This window comes from Bacillus mojavensis (assembly GCF_012648005.1).
Taxonomy (GTDB): Bacteria; Bacillota; Bacilli; order Bacillales; family Bacillaceae; genus Bacillus; species Bacillus mojavensis.
The window spans coordinates 960,303-975,691 of sequence record NZ_CP051464.1; the positions used below are offsets into that span (position 1 = coordinate 960,303).

A 15,389-nucleotide genomic window follows, 5' to 3' on the forward strand; every position below is an offset into this window, starting at 1 on the left:
AAATAGAGATGATATAGGCTTCAAAGAAAAAAGCGCTATTTGCGAATATGAAAAGTAAGTGATAAACATTAATACAAAAAATATTGGATAAAAAAGAGTTGACATATCGGAATAATTTGAATTAACATGATATTCAAACAAAAAACAATTGGGCAGCTGATCGGACCGCCGAAGGCTCTCATCTCTACAAAAAACAGAGATGGGGGCCTTTTTGTTTTTTTAGAAGGCGGGGTTGGCAGAAGGAGAGGGATAAAAGTGGCTGTGACCATCAGTATCAAGGAAAAAGCATTTGCTCAAGAAGGCCGCAAAACTGCGGTCTTGGAGAATATTCAATTATCAATTGCACCGGGTGAGTTTTTAACGCTCATCGGACCGAGCGGATGCGGAAAAAGCACACTTTTAAAGATAATTGCAGGACTTGATTCTGATTTTAGCGGGCGTATCGAAATTAACGGACGGCATGTGACTGCACCAGGTATTCAGCAAGGATTTATTTTTCAGGAACACCGTCTCTTTCCTTGGCTGACGGTTGAGCAGAATATTGCCGCCGATTTGAATTTGAAAGATCCAAAAGTCAAACAAAAGGTAGATGAACTGATCGAGATTGTCAGATTAAAAGGATCAGAGAAAGCATATCCGCGTGAGCTGTCGGGCGGTATGTCTCAAAGAGTGGCCATCGCACGAGCTCTTCTGCGGGAGCCGGAGGTGCTGCTTTTGGATGAACCGTTCGGTGCGTTAGACGCGTTTACTCGAAAACACCTTCAAGACGTGCTGCTGGATATATGGCGGAGGAAAAAAACAACGATGATACTCGTCACTCATGATATAGATGAAGCTGTTTATTTAGGGAATGAGATTGCGATCCTAAAAGCCAAACCGGGAAAAATTCACAAGCTGATGCCAATTCATCTGGCTTATCCCCGAAACAGGACGACGACTGATTTCCAAGCGATCAGACAGAAGGTGCTGTCGGAATTCGAAAAAACAGAAGACGTTGAGTATGCAGAAGGATCAGGGATATAGAAAGGGCTGAAGCAGATATGAAAAAAGGAATCATTGTATTGGCATCTATTTTTTTTCTGCTGGCAGGGTGCGGAGCAAATGGAGCCAGCGGTGACAAAAAACCATTGAAAGAAATTCGGATCGGAATACAGCAAAGCTTAAGCCCGCTTTTAATTGCCAAGGAAAAAGGCTGGTTTGAAGAGGCTTTTGAAAAAGAAGGCATCAAGGTGAAATGGGTGGAGTTTCAAAGCGGGCCGCCACAATTTGAAGGGCTTGCAGCAGATAAACTTGACTTTTCTCAAGTCGGCAATTCACCAGTGATCGCTGGGCAAGCGGCAGGCATTGATTTTAAAGAAATCGGCTTGTCTCAGGATGGATTAAAGGCGAACGGCATACTTGTGAATCCAGACAGCGGGATTAAGGAGGTCAAAGATTTAAAAGGAAAGAAAATTGCTGTAGCGAAAGGCAGCAGCGGCTTTGACTTTTTGTATAAAGCGCTTGATCAATCAGGTTTGTCAGCTGATGACGTGACGATTATTCAGCTGCAACCTGATGAAGCGGCTTCTGCGTTTGAAAACGGTTCGGTTGACGCTTGGTCCATCTGGGAGCCGTACCTATCCTTAGAAACAATCAAACACGGAGCAAAACTTCTTGTGAATGGTGAAAGCACCGATTTATATTCACCAGGGTTTACATTAGTGAGAACAACATTCTCTAAGGAACATCCAGACGAAGTGGTCCGTTTTCTGAAGGTTTTTAACCAGGCGGTTGTATGGCAAAAGGAACATCCGGATGAAGCGGCTGACTTGTATGCAAAAATAAAAGATCTCGATAAAAAGGTCGTAGAAAATGTGCTGAAAAATACGGAGCCTCTGAATGAGGTTATTCGTGAAGACATTATAAAAGCGCAGCAGGAGACAGCGGATTTTCAATTTAAAACAAAAGCGATAGATAAGAAAATTGATGTGAGAGAAGTTGTTGATAATTCATTTATCAAAAAAGCGTTAAAGGAAAACGTCTCTGGAGGTGATCCATCATGAAAGCAGAGGCTGCAGGTTCACTGCCGAAAGCAAATGCTGAAGCGATACAAAGAAAGCCCCATAGAATCAAATACGGGTGGGCAAAGGGGCTTCTGCTGCCTGCTGTGCTCATAGCCATCTGGCAGGTGATCGGCAGTCTTGGCATCGTGTCGGCGACAGTGCTCCCTACTCCTGTTGCGATCTTGCTGACGTTTAAAGAACTCATTTTGACAGGCGAGCTCTTTGGTCATCTGCAAATCAGTATATACCGCGCAGCGCTTGGTTTTGTACTTGGTGCGGGGCTTGGACTTTTGATTGGTATTTTGGCCGGATTCTCTAAACGGACGGAATTGTATCTTGACCCATCATTGCAAATGCTCAGAACCGTTCCGCATTTGGCTGTCACGCCGCTGTTTATTTTATGGTTCGGTTTTGATGAAATATCTAAAATTTTGCTGATTGCGCTCGGCGCTTTCTTCCCTGTGTATATCAATACATTTAACGGCATTCGCGGAGTTGACGCTAAGCTGTTCGAAGTTGCCCGGGTGCTTGAATTTAAATGGCACAAGCAGATGACAAAAGTGATTGTGCCGGCATCCCTGCCCAATATATTGCTCGGCATTCGTTTATCGCTAGGTATTGCATGGCTTGGGCTTGTTGTAGCGGAGCTGATGGGTTCAAGCTCAGGGGTCGGTTACATGATCATGGATGCCAGACAATTTTCACAAACGAATAAAGTGTTTGCCGGGATTATCATTTTTGCGGTGGTTGGTAAGCTGACGGATTCTTTTGTCAGGCTGCTTGAACGAAAGCTGTTAAAGTGGAGAAACAGTTACGAGGGAAAATAGACGAAAAGGAGAGATTGATATGGACATTCTTTGGTTTATTCCGACGCATGGAGACGCAAGGTATTTAGGGTCGGAAAGCGATGGACGGACGGCGGATCATGAATACTTTAAACAAGTGGCGCAGGCCGCTGACAGGCTAGGGTATACAGGAGTCCTACTGCCGACGGGAAGATCGTGCGAGGACCCTTGGCTCACCGCCTCGGCGTTAGCGGGAGAAACAAAAGACTTAAAGTTTTTAGTCGCGGTACGGCCCGGGTTAATGCAGCCTTCTCTTGCAGCCAGAATGACCTCTACCTTAGATCACATTTCAGATGGACGGCTCTTGATTAATGTTGTGGCAGGGGGCGATCCGTACGAGCTAGCCGGGGACGGACTGTTTATCAGTCATGATGAGCGCTATGAAGCAACGGACGAATTTTTAACTGTTTGGCGGGGGCTTTTGCGCGGAGAAACGGTTACCTTTGAAGGAAAACATATAAAAGTGGAAAACAGCAATTTGCTATTCCCACCGCGGCAAACACCGCACCCGCCTATCTATTTCGGCGGATCCTCACAGGCTGGAATTGAAGTCGCGGCAAAGCATACAGATGTGTATTTAACGTGGGGTGAGCCTCCTGAGCAGGTAAAAGAAAAGATTGAGAGAGTCAAAAAGCAAGCGGAAAAAGAGGGAAGAACTGTGCGGTTCGGCATCAGGCTGCATGTGATCGCACGTGAAACAGAACATGAGGCGTGGGAAGCGGCTGAGCGTTTAATCAGCCATTTGGATGATGACACGATTGCCAAAGCACAGGACGCTTTGCGCCGTGCTGATTCTTCGGGTCAAAGGCGGATGGCGGAGCTTCATCGAGGCGATCGGACAAAGCTTGAAATCAGCCCGAATCTGTGGGCGGGTATCGGCCTGGTCAGAGGAGGGGCAGGCACTGCTCTTGTCGGAGATCCGCAGACCATTGCCGACCGTATAGCGGAGTACCAGGCCCTTGGCATTGAATCATTTATTTTTTCTGGCTACCCTCATTTAGAGGAAGCGTACTATTTTGCAGAGCTCGTCTTTCCGCTTTTGCCGTTCGAAAATGAGCGGACAAGGAAGCTTCAGAAAAAAAGAGGAGAAGCCGTCGGAAACACTTATTTTGTCAAAGAGAATCAAGCATCAGTTTAAGTGAAAACACAGCCTCCGAGCATGGTATGATAATCAAAAAAGGAGGCTGTTTTTATGAGAATACTTATTAGTGCCTTTTCTCTGATGATTATGCTGTCTGCATGCGGAAATACGAAGCACATGGAAATCAAAGAGGCAGATGTTTCAGATATAGAAAAAAACAGAATGAAGATTGCGGCTCCACATTCCTTCGCTGCGGAAGTGACTAATATCAACGAAAGCATTTCTGAGGCTGACATGTACATTGAACATTATCAAAACGGAAAGCTTGTTGAAACGATAGGTCCGATAACTGCTGATTACACAGAAGAAAATCCCGATACATTACAATTTGTTTATTTTGAGAATGAGGAAGAGAAGAAAAAAATGAGTACCGTTGACTTTGGCATTGTTGATGAACAAGGGAGCAGCACGGCTGCTTCATCGTTTCAGCGTGACGTCAGCAGTACACAGGAAATGACTCAGAATATATCATCAGCGGAGCCGATTTCTTTCGGAAAACCTGTATTGATCGGCAGCAGTATAAAAGATTCTAACGGTACAATGAAAACCTCTGAAAACAAAAATGAACTGATCAAACATAAAGATGCTCTGCTTTATTATGTTGAATTGCATAAATAGAATGGACGGCTTAGACCGTCTGTTTTACCGAGCGATGTGCTTGCATTTTAGAATACAACATGATACATTTTAAATCGTAATTATTACGATTTAAAGGAGGTTTTTTCTTGGCTAAGAAATCAAAAGTGGCAAAAGAATTGAAACGCCAGAAGCTTGTTGAACAATATGCAGCTATTAGACAGGAGTTAAAGGCAAAAGGAGATTACGAAGCTCTCAGTCAGCTGCCGAGAGATTCAGCACCTGGAAGACTCCATAACCGCTGTATGGTAACGGGCCGCCCGAGAGGATATATGAGAAAATTTAAAATGTCCAGAATTGCTTTTAGGGAGCTGGCGCATAAAGGCCACATTCCCGGTGTGAAAAAAGCAAGCTGGTAAGAAAAAACTCCGGACGATTACATCGCGCCGGAGTTTTTTTCATTTTTCTTGAAGGAAATGACGTAGGATAGGTGCTGGATGATCATGACGATAAACACGACAATAATAGGGAAAAAGGGAATGTGTGATTGAAACAGCGGATAAAAAATGAGCAGGACAGCGGCAGCAGGCAGTGAAAAGTAGACGGCGATATATGACGCACGGCAGGCTTTTGCCGTCATCATCTGCTCTCTTTCATCCTGTTCCTCAAATTCATCTGGCAGCAGGAGATTTTTTGACGCAGGACCGCTTTTCTTTTGTAAATACATATAAACCGCAGCTGCCGCAATAAAAAGAATAAACGGGGTGATGTTTATTTCAAACATCATCTGGCCGTTCCTTGTGCTGAAAAAGGCTCCAATGCCTTCTGAAGCTTTAAAGTATGCAACCAGTGTCCAGCATGCAAGGCCGAACAAAACGAGGTGAAATGCTGCTTTTGTTTTCATGCCCATATTAGTCTTCCTCCTCTAGCCAAAAGACATCCTCCATTTGCATGGAGAAGGCTTTGCAGATTTTTAATGCTAATAACAGTGAGGGAACATAGTCTCCTTTTTCAATTGCTGCTACCGTTTGTCTCGTAACGCCGACCGTTTCTCCGAGTTTTTCCTGAGAATAGCTGAAGCGCGCTCTGAGCTCTTTCACTTTATTTTTCATCATGACGTATGCCACCTTCACATTCTCACTTTCTTCCATTGTATAGTTTATTTAACATTATGTAAATGTAACTTAACAACATTGCAAAAATAAAAATTTTTTTCGACAAATTTTTTATATTCCCTTGACGAAAATTTAATAAACGTGTAACATAATAAAAGTCAAAGCGGTGCTGACACCGACAATCACAAATGCGGGTGTAGTTTAGTGGTAAAACCTCAGCCTTCCAAGCTGATGTCGTGAGTTCGATTCTCATCACCCGCTCCATACATACGTTATTAACGCAGTGTTTCGTTTCTCAGATAAACGAAGTATTGCGTTTTTTTATGTAAAAAAGAACACGAATCTCGTGTTCTTTTACGTAAGCCAATGTACTGTATGGCCGCCGCCGTGAATTTGTTCAAACATTTTCGTTAATGATGTTAAAAGGTTAACGGCGTTTTCTTTTTCAATCGATGGCGGGAAAAAGATGATTTGCAGCATGCTTTTTGTATCTGCTGTCACGGGTTTTTGATTGACGTTGGTTTTGAAGTCGCCAAATACACCGTTTTCATCAGAATAAATCAGTATGTTATTTTTTTCTCCTATTGAAATCCGGACTGGCTCCTGAAGCTTGCCGGCATCATAGATCATAATGGGGAGAGAATATTTTAACGCGAAAAAATGTATGGTATCATGGGCTGAATCCTCGCTTTCCATGAATTGTTCTTTGGATATCGGGATCAGCATTTGCTCCATCGGCGTTTTTTCTCCCTCGAATGAAGGGTCCAGCTGCTTAAAGATTGTCTGCCATTCTTTGACGAAAGGCTGGTCCGATATTCCGCCGTCCGCATAGTCAAAAAACAGAGACTCTTGAAATAAACGAAGTCTGCCTTTCAGCATTTGCGGAGAGGAGCCGACTTCAATATTTTCATATATCACAGCGGCTGCATTTATTCCTGCCGCACGTTCAGTAATAACAGGATCAAGTTTGATATTCACATGTATTCACTCCAATTACGGGATATCACCCTATTATACAACGGCTTATTGTTTTATCACAAAGAAAGGAGGCTGTGCAAAACATGAACGTTTATCAGCTGAAAGAAGAATTAATTGAATACGCAAAAAGCATTGGCGTGGACAAGATCGGTTTTACGACCGCTGATACATTTGACAGTTTAAAAGACCGTTTGATTCTTCAGGAGTCACTCGGATATCTTTCCGGTTTTGAAGAGCCTGATATTGAAAAAAGAGTGACGCCAACGCTGCTTTTGCCGAAAGCGAAATCAATCGTGGCCATTGCGCTTGCTTATCCTTCGAGAATGAAGGATGCGCCAAGAAGCACGCGAACTGAGCGCAGAGGCATTTTTTGCAGAGCCTCCTGGGGAAAGGATTATCATGACGTCCTGCGGGAAAAGCTTGATCTTCTGGAGGATTTTCTGAGAAGCAAGCATGAGGATATCAGGACAAAATCAATGGTCGATACGGGTGAATTGTCTGATCGGGCAGTAGCGGAACGGGCCGGAATTGGGTTCAGCGCCAAAAACTGTATGATTACAACGCCGGAGTACGGGTCTTATGTGTATTTGGCGGAAATGATTACAAATATACCTTTCGAGCCGGATGTGCCAATTGAGGATATGTGCGGATCATGCACCAAATGTTTAGATGCATGCCCGACGGGAGCGCTTGTGAACCCTGGGCAGCTTAACGCTCAGCGCTGTATATCTTTTCTGACCCAGACAAAAGGATTTTTGCCGGATGAATTCCGCACGAAAATTGGAAACCGCCTGTATGGATGCGATACGTGCCAAACGGTATGTCCAATCAATAAAGGGAAGGATTTTCATCTTCATCCTGAAATGGAACCGGATCCCGAGATTGCAAAACCATTATTGAAGCCGCTTTTAACCATCAGCAACCGTGAATTTAAAGAGAAATTCGGACATGTTTCAGGCTCGTGGCGCGGAAAAAAACCGATTCAACGGAATGCGATTCTGGCGCTTGCCCACTTTAAAGACACCTCCGCACTGTCTGAACTGACGGAGCTTATGCATAAAGATCCGCGCCCGGTCATCAGGGGGACGGCTGCCTGGGCGATCGGGAAAATCGGAGACAACACATACGCGGAGGAGCTTGAAAAAGCACTGGAAAAAGAAAATGATGAAGAGGCAAAGCAGGAAATTGAAAAAGGAATTGAATTGCTAAAAGCCGGCATGACTAAATAAGTCTTGTCCTGACATACGTATAGAGCAGAAGGAAAAAACACTTGAGATGCAGCCAAGTGTTTTTTCTCTATAAAAAAGTATGTCGGGTGGGGTGAACTTGAAGCACATATTAGAACAACTAGCGGAGGAGCGTCTTAGCTATCTGGTGAACGGGCATGATCTGAGACAGGAGCCTCAAGTCGGAGACCTGGAAGTCATGGAACGTAAGAAGAAGCTTCTGGAAAAACGTAAGATTGAGATGATAAAAGCGAAAGCGAAAGCTGTCATTGACAATGTGCAGGTTGAGGATGACGGAACCACCTGCATCAGGTATATCATACACTTCGAATATTTATACAAGGAGCAGGATGAAACTCTGTATATGGAAGAGCATATAGAAGAAAGAGTCGCTTTTCTTTATGATCAAATTCTGATTAAGGATCAGGAAGTGAAAAAAAAACCGGCGGGATTTAGTGAAGGCCAAAGCATTATTGACTATTCCCAGGAAGAAAGGGAGGCGTTTGGCCGAGCTTTTCAATATGACCGGCTCGGAGCGGTACAATATGCCGAAAAATATTGGAACAAGCGTAATCCGGCTTATAAAAATTTCAGCGATAATTGCACGAATTTTATTTCTCAGTGTCTTCATGCAGGGGGAGCACCAATGCGAGGCCACCCGAACAGAGGATCTGGCTGGTGGATGAAACAAAGTTCTTGGAGCTATAGCTGGACGGTGGCTCACTCGATGAAAATGTATTTGACGAATTCAAAGGCTGGCCTTCGGGCGGTGCGTGTAAAATCAGCGGAAGAGCTGGTGCCGGGTGATGTGATTTGCTATGATTTTGAAGGAGATGGCCGGTTTAATCACACAACGATTGTGGTGGCGAAGGATAAAGGCAATATGCCGCTTGTCAACGCCCAGTCCTATGACAGCCGGATGAGGTATTGGTCTTACGAAGATTCAACAGCATACACACCGTCTATCCGATATGCCTTTTTTCATATCGTTGATGATACGACAAAAGAGTAATTAATGATATAATGATGAGCGGATAAGAAAAATTAGAGGTGAACACAGTGGCATTACATGTCGTTTTATATCAACCAGAAATTCCTGCTAATACAGGGAATATCGCACGTACTTGCGCAGCAACAGATACAACGCTCCATCTGATTCGTCCGCTCGGCTTTTCAACTGATGATAAAATGCTGAAGCGCGCCGGACTTGATTATTGGGAGTTTGTAAACGTAGTGTATCATGACTCGTTAGAAGAATTATTTGAGGCATATAAAAAAGGGCAGTTTTTCTTCATCACGAAATTCGGCCAAAAGCCGCATACATCTTTTGACTACACGGATATTAACGAGGATTATTTCTTTGTGTTTGGAAGAGAAACAAGCGGTTTGCCAAAGGAATTAATTCAAAATAATATGGACCGATGCCTGCGTCTTCCGATGACAGAGCATGTAAGATCGCTAAATCTGTCCAATACCGCAGCAATTCTAGTGTATGAGGCGCTGCGTCAGCAAAATTACCGAGATTTAAAATAGTGAAAAACCCGCCCATGTGTATGGGCGGGTTTTTTTATAGAACTGTGTTTTGTTATTTCAGGCTTAACAACGTAACAGTGTTATGTTACAATGTATCCATCAAAGGAGCTGGACTTATGGAAGATCAATTAATCTCTAAAAAAGAATTGCTTGAAGAAACATCCATCTCATACGGTCAGCTGTATCGATGGAAACGGAAAAATTTAATCCCTGAGGAGTGGTTTATACGTAAATCCACATTTACAGGGCAAGAGACGTTTTTTCCTAGAGAGGATATTTTAAAGCGCATTTCAATCATTCAAAAGATGAAAGAAAATTTGTCTTTGGATGAGATGCGGGAGATGCTGTCACCGAAAATGAAGGATGTGAGCATGACGGCTGATGAATTGCTGACGAAAGGCTTGATATCAAAGCCGGCTCTCCATGTCTATTCAGAAGGCGGAGCAGACACGGTTTTTTCTTCTCGTAATCTGCTGTCGCTGTATGTGCTTGAAGGGCTTTTACAGTCCGGAAATGTCAGCCTGGAAGAAGCGAAATTGGCTGCTGACGTATTGAAGAAGCATGAAACAGCGGAGATCAAGAAACAGACGGAACTGATCATTTTGCGCAAGCTAGGTGTAACGACTTGTTTTATAGCGGCTGCCGCAGACAGCATCCTTTTTGAGTCGTCCGTTAAGATTGTGGAAAGAGTGGATTTAGCCAATGCTTCAGAGGAACTAAAGACAAAATATATGCAGGAGGGCCACCAATGGAAATAATGGATAATCTGGTGATAAACGGTACGGGGAGTTCGAAGGGCGGAAAATTTCAATCAGTTGAGATTAATGGCAGCGGAACTGTGGCCGGAGACGTGGAGTGTGACTCTTTTTCATTCAACGGCACCGGTAAAGCGGACGGGAGCGTCAAGGCAAAAACAGTAACCATCAGCGGCTCAGGCGAAATTCATGGGGATGTTAATGCAGAATCCATCCGCATGAATGGAACAGGTTTTATCCAAGGTGAGACCGCTGCTAAACAATTGAAGGTCGCGGGATCATCAACATTTGGCGGAGCAGTCAAGGCTGATGACATTGTGATCACCGGAAAGGCGGTCATGGAAGCCGATTGCGAAACGGAAACATTTCAGACTGAAGGGAAATGCAAAGTCAGCGGTCTCCTAAATGCTGATCAGGTGAATATCAAGCTTTCTTCCGGAGAGAGTTATGTGCGGGAGATCGGCTGCCGCCATCTTCAAGTGACGGGCAGAAAAGGGATGCTGACATTGCTGAAGCTGATGCCGCAGCCTGTGTTAACAGCTGAACTGATTGAGGGAGACGTGATTGAGCTGACACATACGAACGCCAAGATTGTGCGGGGAAACACAGTGAAAATCGGTCCGAACTGCCAGATTGAGACTGTGGAATACAGCGGCGATTACACTTGTGATCCGAACGCTTCGGTAGGCACATACACAAGAATGTAAGGAGGATCATATGGAAACAGCAAAATTAGGACATTTAAAATTATATGGTGCCGGGCACGCTTCTGGAGGCGCCTATCACCATGTCAGCATCAAAGGTGAAGGTGTGATTGGAGAAGGACTGTCCGCTGCAGGCTGCCGCATATACGGCACAGGCCGTTTTCTCGGGAACGCGGAGACTGAACGGCTGAAAGTACTCGGAGAAAGCGAGTTTGAAGGTGATTTGAGTGCGGGCAAAATCAGCATATACGGGACAATGCAAGTCAGAGGCGCTCTTCATGTTGGCCGATTGGAAGCTGAAAGGTCTGACTGAGATCGGCGGCAATATGGCAGGGGATTCGTGCGAAGCAAAAGGAAAGCTCAGCGTTAAAGGCGATTGTGAAATCGAATCGTTTCATATCACTGGCTGTGTGGACGTAACAGGTTTGCTGAATGCAGGCGAGATTGATATCGGATTGAGTCATGATGCCAGCCGGGTCCGGGAAATAGGCGGAACGTCTATTACAGTAAAAAAACGTGCGCGCTTTTTTACGCGAAAAAAAGCGAGACTAACTGCGGTGCTGATAGAGGGAGATAAAATCTATTTGGAACATACCGAGGCGGCGGTGGTCAGAGGGAAAGAAGTTGTTATCGGGCCAGGCTGTAAAATCGGCACAATTGAGTTTGAAAACAAATGCGAATGCGATCAGCATTCAAAAGTTATGAAAAGAGTTAAGTTGTAAAACATTGTTCTGTTACACAGAGAAAGGGTGCTCTCAAGAGGGAGCACCCTTTTCTTTTTATTCTTTTCCCGGCTTACTATCGTATCCTGCGGTAAAAATTGATACTAAAAAAGTGACAATGACACCCATCATGATGATTGTTTTCACCGTCTCTCCCCCTCTTCAATTTTTCCTGCTGTCCGAGTCTGGATGATTCTGTATTTTCTTTATTATGAACGCACGCAGTCTGCCTTGTCAACGCTGCATAGGGTATCTTTATTTTTAAGAAACCAAAGCATGTATCACGGGCTGACGGCATAGATTGTATCAAAGTACCTTTTTTTGCACAGCGCATCAAACATGATAGAGGAGGTCCTTATGGATATATTAAAGAAAATTGAAAAGTACAGAGAGGAAGAGCAGCGTCTGAAATGGGAAGGAACATTCGCTGATTATTTGGAGATTATTAAAGAAAATCCAATGGTCGCGCAATCTGCTCATTCTCGTGTTTTTAATATGATAAAAGACAGCGGGATAGAGGAGATTGACGGACGGAAGAAGTACAGCTTTTTTGACCGCGAGCTGTTCGGGCTTGAAGAATCCCTCGAGCGCCTTGTGGAGGAATATTTTCATCCGGCCGCGAAAAGGCTTGATGTCAGAAAGCGGATTCTGCTTTTAATGGGCCCTGTGAGCGGCGGTAAATCAACGCTGGTCACAATGCTCAAAAAAGGTCTTGAAGCGTACACGCTGACGGATAATGGTGCTGTATATGCGATTAAAGGCTGCCCGATGCACGAGGACCCCCTTCATTTAATCCCCCATCATTTGCGGGAGGATTTTTACAGAGAATACGGCATTAGAATAGAAGGAAGCCTTTCACCATTAAATGTGATGAGGCTGGAGGAAGAGTATGGAGGGCGAATTGAAGATGTGAGGGTGGAGCGGATCTTCTTTTCTGAGGATAAGCGTACGGGAATCGGCACCTTCAGTCCGTCTGATCCGAAATCTCAGGATATTGCCGATTTGACGGGAAGTATTGATTTCTCAACCATTGCTGAATACGGTTCTGAATCTGATCCGCGCGCCTACCGGTTTGACGGAGAGCTGAACAAGGCGAACCGAGGCATGATGGAGTTTCAGGAGATGCTGAAATGTGATGAGAAGTTCCTCTGGCATTTGCTCTCACTGACACAGGAAGGGAATTTTAAAGCCGGGCGATTTGCGTTAATTTCCGCTGATGAGCTGATCGTGGCTCACACGAATGAAACGGAGTATCGCTCATTTATTTCTAATAAGAAAAACGAAGCCCTGCACTCCAGAATCATTGTGATGCCTGTTCCTTATAACTTAAAAGTGTCTGAGGAAGAAAGAATTTATGAGAAAATGATCGCAGAAAGTGATGTATCGGATGTTCATATTGCTCCGCACACACTTAAGGTCGCCGCGATGTTTTCAATCCTTACGCGATTAAAAGAGCCGAAGCGGTCTGATATTGATCTGGTGAAGAAAATGAGACTATATGACGGTGAAAGTGTGGAAGGCTTTAATTCAGTGGACGTTGAGGACATGAAGAAAGAATATAATGATGAGGGCATGAGCGGAATTGACCCGCGCTACGTGATTAACCGCATTTCTTCTACTATTATCAGAAAAAATATGGAGTCGATCAATTCCCTTGATGTTCTCCGTTCTTTAAAAGAAGGACTTGATCAGCATCCGTCTATTTCAAACGAGGATCGGGAACGGTACTTGAATCTTATTTCTGCAGCCCGTAAGGAATATGATGATATTGCGAAGAAGGAAGTCCAAAAAGCGTTTGTGTATTCTTATGAAGAATCAGCCAAAACGCTGATGGATAATTATCTCGACAACGTAGAGGCTTATTGCAATAAAAATAAGCTGCGTGACCCTTTGACAGGAGAAGAAATGAATCCGGACGAAAAGCTGATGAGATCAATCGAAGAACAGATCGGCATTTCCGAAAACGCTAAAAAAGCGTTCCGCGAAGAAATTTTAATCCGCATCTCCGCGTATGCGAGAAAAGGAAAGCGGTTTGACTACAATTCCCACGAAAGACTGCGTGAAGCCATTCAGAAAAAATTGTTTGCTGACTTGAAGGATGTTGTTAAAATTACGACCTCAACGAAAACCCCTGATGAGCAGCAATTGAAGAAAGTAAATGAAGTCGTAGCCCGTTTAATTGATGAGCACGGCTACAACTCGACGAGTGCCAATGAGCTGCTGAAATACGTCGGCAGCCTGCTGAACCGATAAGCAAGTGACCCGTCCGGACAGGGCGGGTTGTTTTGTACCATTTTCTAAATAGTTTGTCAATTAACTGTACTTATGCGCATATGATGAATATAAATCTTTTCGAAAGACTTGTTTCATAATCTGGCACAAGCCGGAATAGGTATGTATCACGACCACAAATGGTTAAGGAGGGGAATTCATGTCCCAAAATGACAGCGGCCATTTTTTGATTTCTGAGGAAAACTGGTCCCTCCATCGCAAAGGCTTCGATGACCAGCAGCGCCACCAGAAAAAAGTACAGGAAGCCATCAAAAACAATCTGCCGGATCTCGTAACTGAGGAAAGCATTATTATGTCTAACGGCAAAGATGTAGTGAAAATTCCTATCCGCTCACTGGATGAGTATAAAATCCGCTATAACTACGATAAAAATAAACACGTAGGGCAAGGGGACGGCGACAGCCAGGTTGGAGATGTTGTAGCCCGGGACGGATCAGACAAAAAACAGGGGCCGGGTAAAGGACAGGGAGCCGGAGATCAGGCGGGCGAGGACTATTATGAAGCAGAAGTTTCACTAATGGATTTAGAAGAAGCGCTCTTCAAAGAATTAGAGCTTCCGAATCTCCAGCAAAAAGAAAGAGATAATATCATTCACACGGATATCGAGTTTAACGATATCCGGAAAACAGGGTTAACCGGTAATATTGATAAGAAAAGAACAATGATGTCGGCTTTTAAACGCAACGCGATGACAGGGAAGCCGTCTTTCTATCCGATTTATCCGGAGGACTTAAAATATAAAACATGGAACGATGTCACGAAGCCTGAGTCAAAAGCTGTCGTGTTAGCAATGATGGATACGAGCGGCAGTATGGGCGTGTGGGAAAAGTATATGGCGAGAAGCTTCTTTTTCTGGATGACCCGCTTTTTACGGACGAAATATGAAACAGTTGAAATTGAATTTATTGCTCATCATACAGAAGCAAAAGTTGTGTCTGAGGAAGATTTCTTTTCAAAAGGAGAAAGCGGCGGAACAATCTGTTCTTCCGTATATCGAAAGTCACTTGAACTGATTGATGAAAAATACAGCCCCGCTCGTTATAATATTTACCCTTTTCACTTCTCTGACGGCGACAATCTGACATCTGATAATGCGCGTTGCGTGAAATTGGTGAATGATATTATGAAGAAAGCGAATTTGTTCTGCTATGGCGAGGTCAATCAATACAACAGACATTCGACGTTAATGTCGGCTTATAAAAATGTAAAAGACGAGAAATTCAAATACTATATTTTAAAACAAAAGTCAGACGTTTTTCAGGCGCTGAAGAACTTTTTTAGAAATGAAGAAGCTGGCATCAGCCATCAATTATCCTAGTGAATAGCCCATTTCAGGGCTTTTTTTTATTTAAAAAAAGTAAGAAAGCGATTGCGAAAAAAATAAGAGGGAAAAAGAGATTTTTCCTTTGACAAATCTTCTTTCATTTATTAATATTTTATCTTGTGAACTATTATTGAGG

Annotated in this window: 16 protein-coding genes, 1 tRNA gene and 1 pseudogene; 15 read left to right on the forward strand and 3 right to left on the reverse strand. The window is 43.8% G+C overall.

Features of this window, described 5'->3' with window-relative positions:
• Window positions 1–255: 255 nt before the first annotated feature.
• The 6 genes from HC660_RS04940 (at window position 256) to rpsN (ending at window position 5,023) form a co-directional block, all read left to right on the forward strand.
• Entirely contained in the window at window positions 256–1,023 is a 768-nt protein-coding gene (locus HC660_RS04940) for an ABC transporter ATP-binding protein (RefSeq protein WP_168747264.1), read from the forward strand.
• A 17-nt stretch (window positions 1,024–1,040) separates the two neighbouring features.
• Window positions 1,041–2,042, forward strand: coding sequence for an aliphatic sulfonate ABC transporter substrate-binding protein (locus HC660_RS04945; RefSeq protein WP_168747265.1), 1,002 nt, complete (start codon window positions 1,041–1,043; stop codon window positions 2,040–2,042).
• Window positions 2,036–2,869, forward strand: a complete 834-nt coding sequence (locus tag HC660_RS04950; RefSeq protein WP_168749405.1) for an ABC transporter permease — start codon at window positions 2,036–2,038, stop codon at window positions 2,867–2,869. The genes HC660_RS04945 and HC660_RS04950 overlap by 7 nt, the downstream gene beginning before the upstream one ends.
• A gap of 19 nt (window positions 2,870–2,888) precedes the next feature.
• Entirely contained in the window at window positions 2,889–4,025 is a 1,137-nt protein-coding gene (gene ssuD / locus HC660_RS04955; RefSeq protein ID WP_010333487.1) for an FMNH2-dependent alkanesulfonate monooxygenase, read from the forward strand.
• 90 nt (window positions 4,026–4,115) lie between these two features.
• Complete coding sequence (locus tag HC660_RS04960) at window positions 4,116–4,646, forward strand: YgaN family protein (RefSeq protein ID WP_168749407.1); 531 nt, start codon at window positions 4,116–4,118, stop codon at window positions 4,644–4,646.
• Between the two features lie 107 nt (window positions 4,647–4,753).
• Entirely contained in the window at window positions 4,754–5,023 is a 270-nt protein-coding gene (rpsN, locus tag HC660_RS04965) for a 30S ribosomal protein S14 (protein WP_168747266.1), read from the forward strand.
• Window positions 5,024–5,040: 17 nt separating this feature from the next.
• Here rpsN and HC660_RS04970 read toward each other — a convergent pair whose 3' ends face one another.
• Together HC660_RS04970 and HC660_RS04975 are read right to left on the reverse strand one after the other, a co-directional pair.
• Window positions 5,041–5,514, reverse strand: coding sequence for a hypothetical protein (locus HC660_RS04970; RefSeq protein ID WP_168747267.1), 474 nt, complete (start codon window positions 5,512–5,514; stop codon window positions 5,041–5,043).
• Window position 5,515: 1 nt separating this feature from the next.
• A complete protein-coding gene (locus tag HC660_RS04975; RefSeq protein ID WP_168749409.1) occupies window positions 5,516–5,716 on the reverse strand; it encodes a helix-turn-helix transcriptional regulator in 201 nt (66 codons plus the stop codon).
• Between the two features lie 193 nt (window positions 5,717–5,909).
• On the opposite strand from HC660_RS04975, the gene HC660_RS04980 reads away from it, so the two are divergent.
• Window positions 5,910–5,983, forward strand: a tRNA-Gly gene (locus tag HC660_RS04980).
• Window positions 5,984–6,073: 90 nt separating this feature from the next.
• Here the strand turns inward: HC660_RS04980 and HC660_RS04985 are convergent.
• Window positions 6,074–6,697: a hypothetical protein gene (locus tag HC660_RS04985; protein WP_168747268.1), complete on the reverse strand. Its 624-nt coding sequence runs from the start codon at window positions 6,695–6,697 to the stop codon at window positions 6,074–6,076.
• An 83-nt stretch (window positions 6,698–6,780) separates the two neighbouring features.
• Here HC660_RS04985 and queG point away from each other — a divergent pair, with 83 nt between their 5' ends.
• The 8 genes and pseudogenes from queG (at window position 6,781) to yhbH (ending at window position 15,247) form a co-directional block, all read left to right on the forward strand.
• The gene (queG, locus tag HC660_RS04990; RefSeq protein WP_029441191.1) at window positions 6,781–7,926 is read left to right on the forward strand and encodes a tRNA epoxyqueuosine(34) reductase QueG; all 1,146 of its coding nucleotides are present in this window, start codon (window positions 6,781–6,783) and stop codon (window positions 7,924–7,926) included.
• Window positions 7,927–8,005: 79 nt separating this feature from the next.
• Window positions 8,006–8,935, forward strand: a complete 930-nt coding sequence (locus tag HC660_RS04995) for an amidase domain-containing protein (protein WP_168747269.1) — start codon at window positions 8,006–8,008, stop codon at window positions 8,933–8,935.
• Between the two features lie 38 nt (window positions 8,936–8,973).
• Window positions 8,974–9,456 carry a tRNA (uridine(34)/cytosine(34)/5-carboxymethylaminomethyluridine(34)-2'-O)-methyltransferase TrmL gene (trmL, locus tag HC660_RS05000; RefSeq protein ID WP_168747270.1) on the forward strand — a complete coding sequence of 161 codons (483 nt, stop codon included), beginning with the start codon at window positions 8,974–8,976 and terminating at the stop codon, window positions 9,454–9,456.
• Window positions 9,457–9,572: 116 nt separating this feature from the next.
• Window positions 9,573–10,214 (forward strand): YhbD family protein, encoded by a 642-nt coding sequence (locus tag HC660_RS05005; protein WP_168747271.1) that lies wholly within the window; start codon window positions 9,573–9,575, stop codon window positions 10,212–10,214.
• Window positions 10,205–10,918: a bactofilin family protein gene (locus tag HC660_RS05010; protein WP_168747272.1), complete on the forward strand. Its 714-nt coding sequence runs from the start codon at window positions 10,205–10,207 to the stop codon at window positions 10,916–10,918. The genes HC660_RS05005 and HC660_RS05010 overlap by 10 nt, the downstream gene beginning before the upstream one ends.
• Before the next feature lie 10 nt (window positions 10,919–10,928).
• Window positions 10,929–11,637: pseudogene (locus HC660_RS05015) on the forward strand (hypothetical protein).
• Between the two features lie 357 nt (window positions 11,638–11,994).
• A complete protein-coding gene (gene prkA / locus HC660_RS05020) occupies window positions 11,995–13,890 on the forward strand; it encodes a serine/threonine protein kinase PrkA (RefSeq protein WP_010333499.1) in 1,896 nt (631 codons plus the stop codon).
• 178 nt (window positions 13,891–14,068) lie between these two features.
• On the forward strand, window positions 14,069–15,247 hold the full coding sequence (yhbH, locus tag HC660_RS05025; RefSeq protein WP_010333500.1) for a sporulation protein YhbH: 1,179 nt from the start codon (window positions 14,069–14,071) through the stop codon (window positions 15,245–15,247).
• Window positions 15,248–15,389 lie beyond the last annotated feature (142 nt).

Bases quoted from the DNA above. Each gene is read 5' to 3' on its own strand.
- HC660_RS04945 (WP_168747265.1), top strand. From the start codon at position 1,041: ATGAAAAAAGGAATCATTGTATTGGCATCTATTTTTTTTCTGCTGGCA.
- ssuD (WP_010333487.1), top strand. From the start codon at position 2,889: ATGGACATTCTTTGGTTTATTCCGACGCATGGAGACGCAAGGTATTTA.
- HC660_RS04960 (WP_168749407.1), top strand. From the start codon at position 4,116: ATGCTGTCTGCATGCGGAAATACGAAGCACATGGAAATCAAAGAGGCA.
- HC660_RS04970 (WP_168747267.1), bottom strand. From the start codon at position 5,514: ATGGGCATGAAAACAAAAGCAGCATTTCACCTCGTTTTGTTCGGCCTT.
- HC660_RS04975 (WP_168749409.1), bottom strand. From the start codon at position 5,716: ATGAAAAATAAAGTGAAAGAGCTCAGAGCGCGCTTCAGCTATTCTCAG.
- queG (WP_029441191.1), top strand. From the start codon at position 6,781: ATGAACGTTTATCAGCTGAAAGAAGAATTAATTGAATACGCAAAAAGC.
- HC660_RS04995 (WP_168747269.1), top strand. From the start codon at position 8,006: ATGTCGGGTGGGGTGAACTTGAAGCACATATTAGAACAACTAGCGGAG.
- HC660_RS05005 (WP_168747271.1), top strand. From the start codon at position 9,573: ATGGAAGATCAATTAATCTCTAAAAAAGAATTGCTTGAAGAAACATCC.
- HC660_RS05010 (WP_168747272.1), top strand. From the start codon at position 10,205: ATGGAAATAATGGATAATCTGGTGATAAACGGTACGGGGAGTTCGAAG.
- prkA (WP_010333499.1), top strand. From the start codon at position 11,995: ATGGATATATTAAAGAAAATTGAAAAGTACAGAGAGGAAGAGCAGCGT.
- yhbH (WP_010333500.1), top strand. From the start codon at position 14,069: ATGTCCCAAAATGACAGCGGCCATTTTTTGATTTCTGAGGAAAACTGG.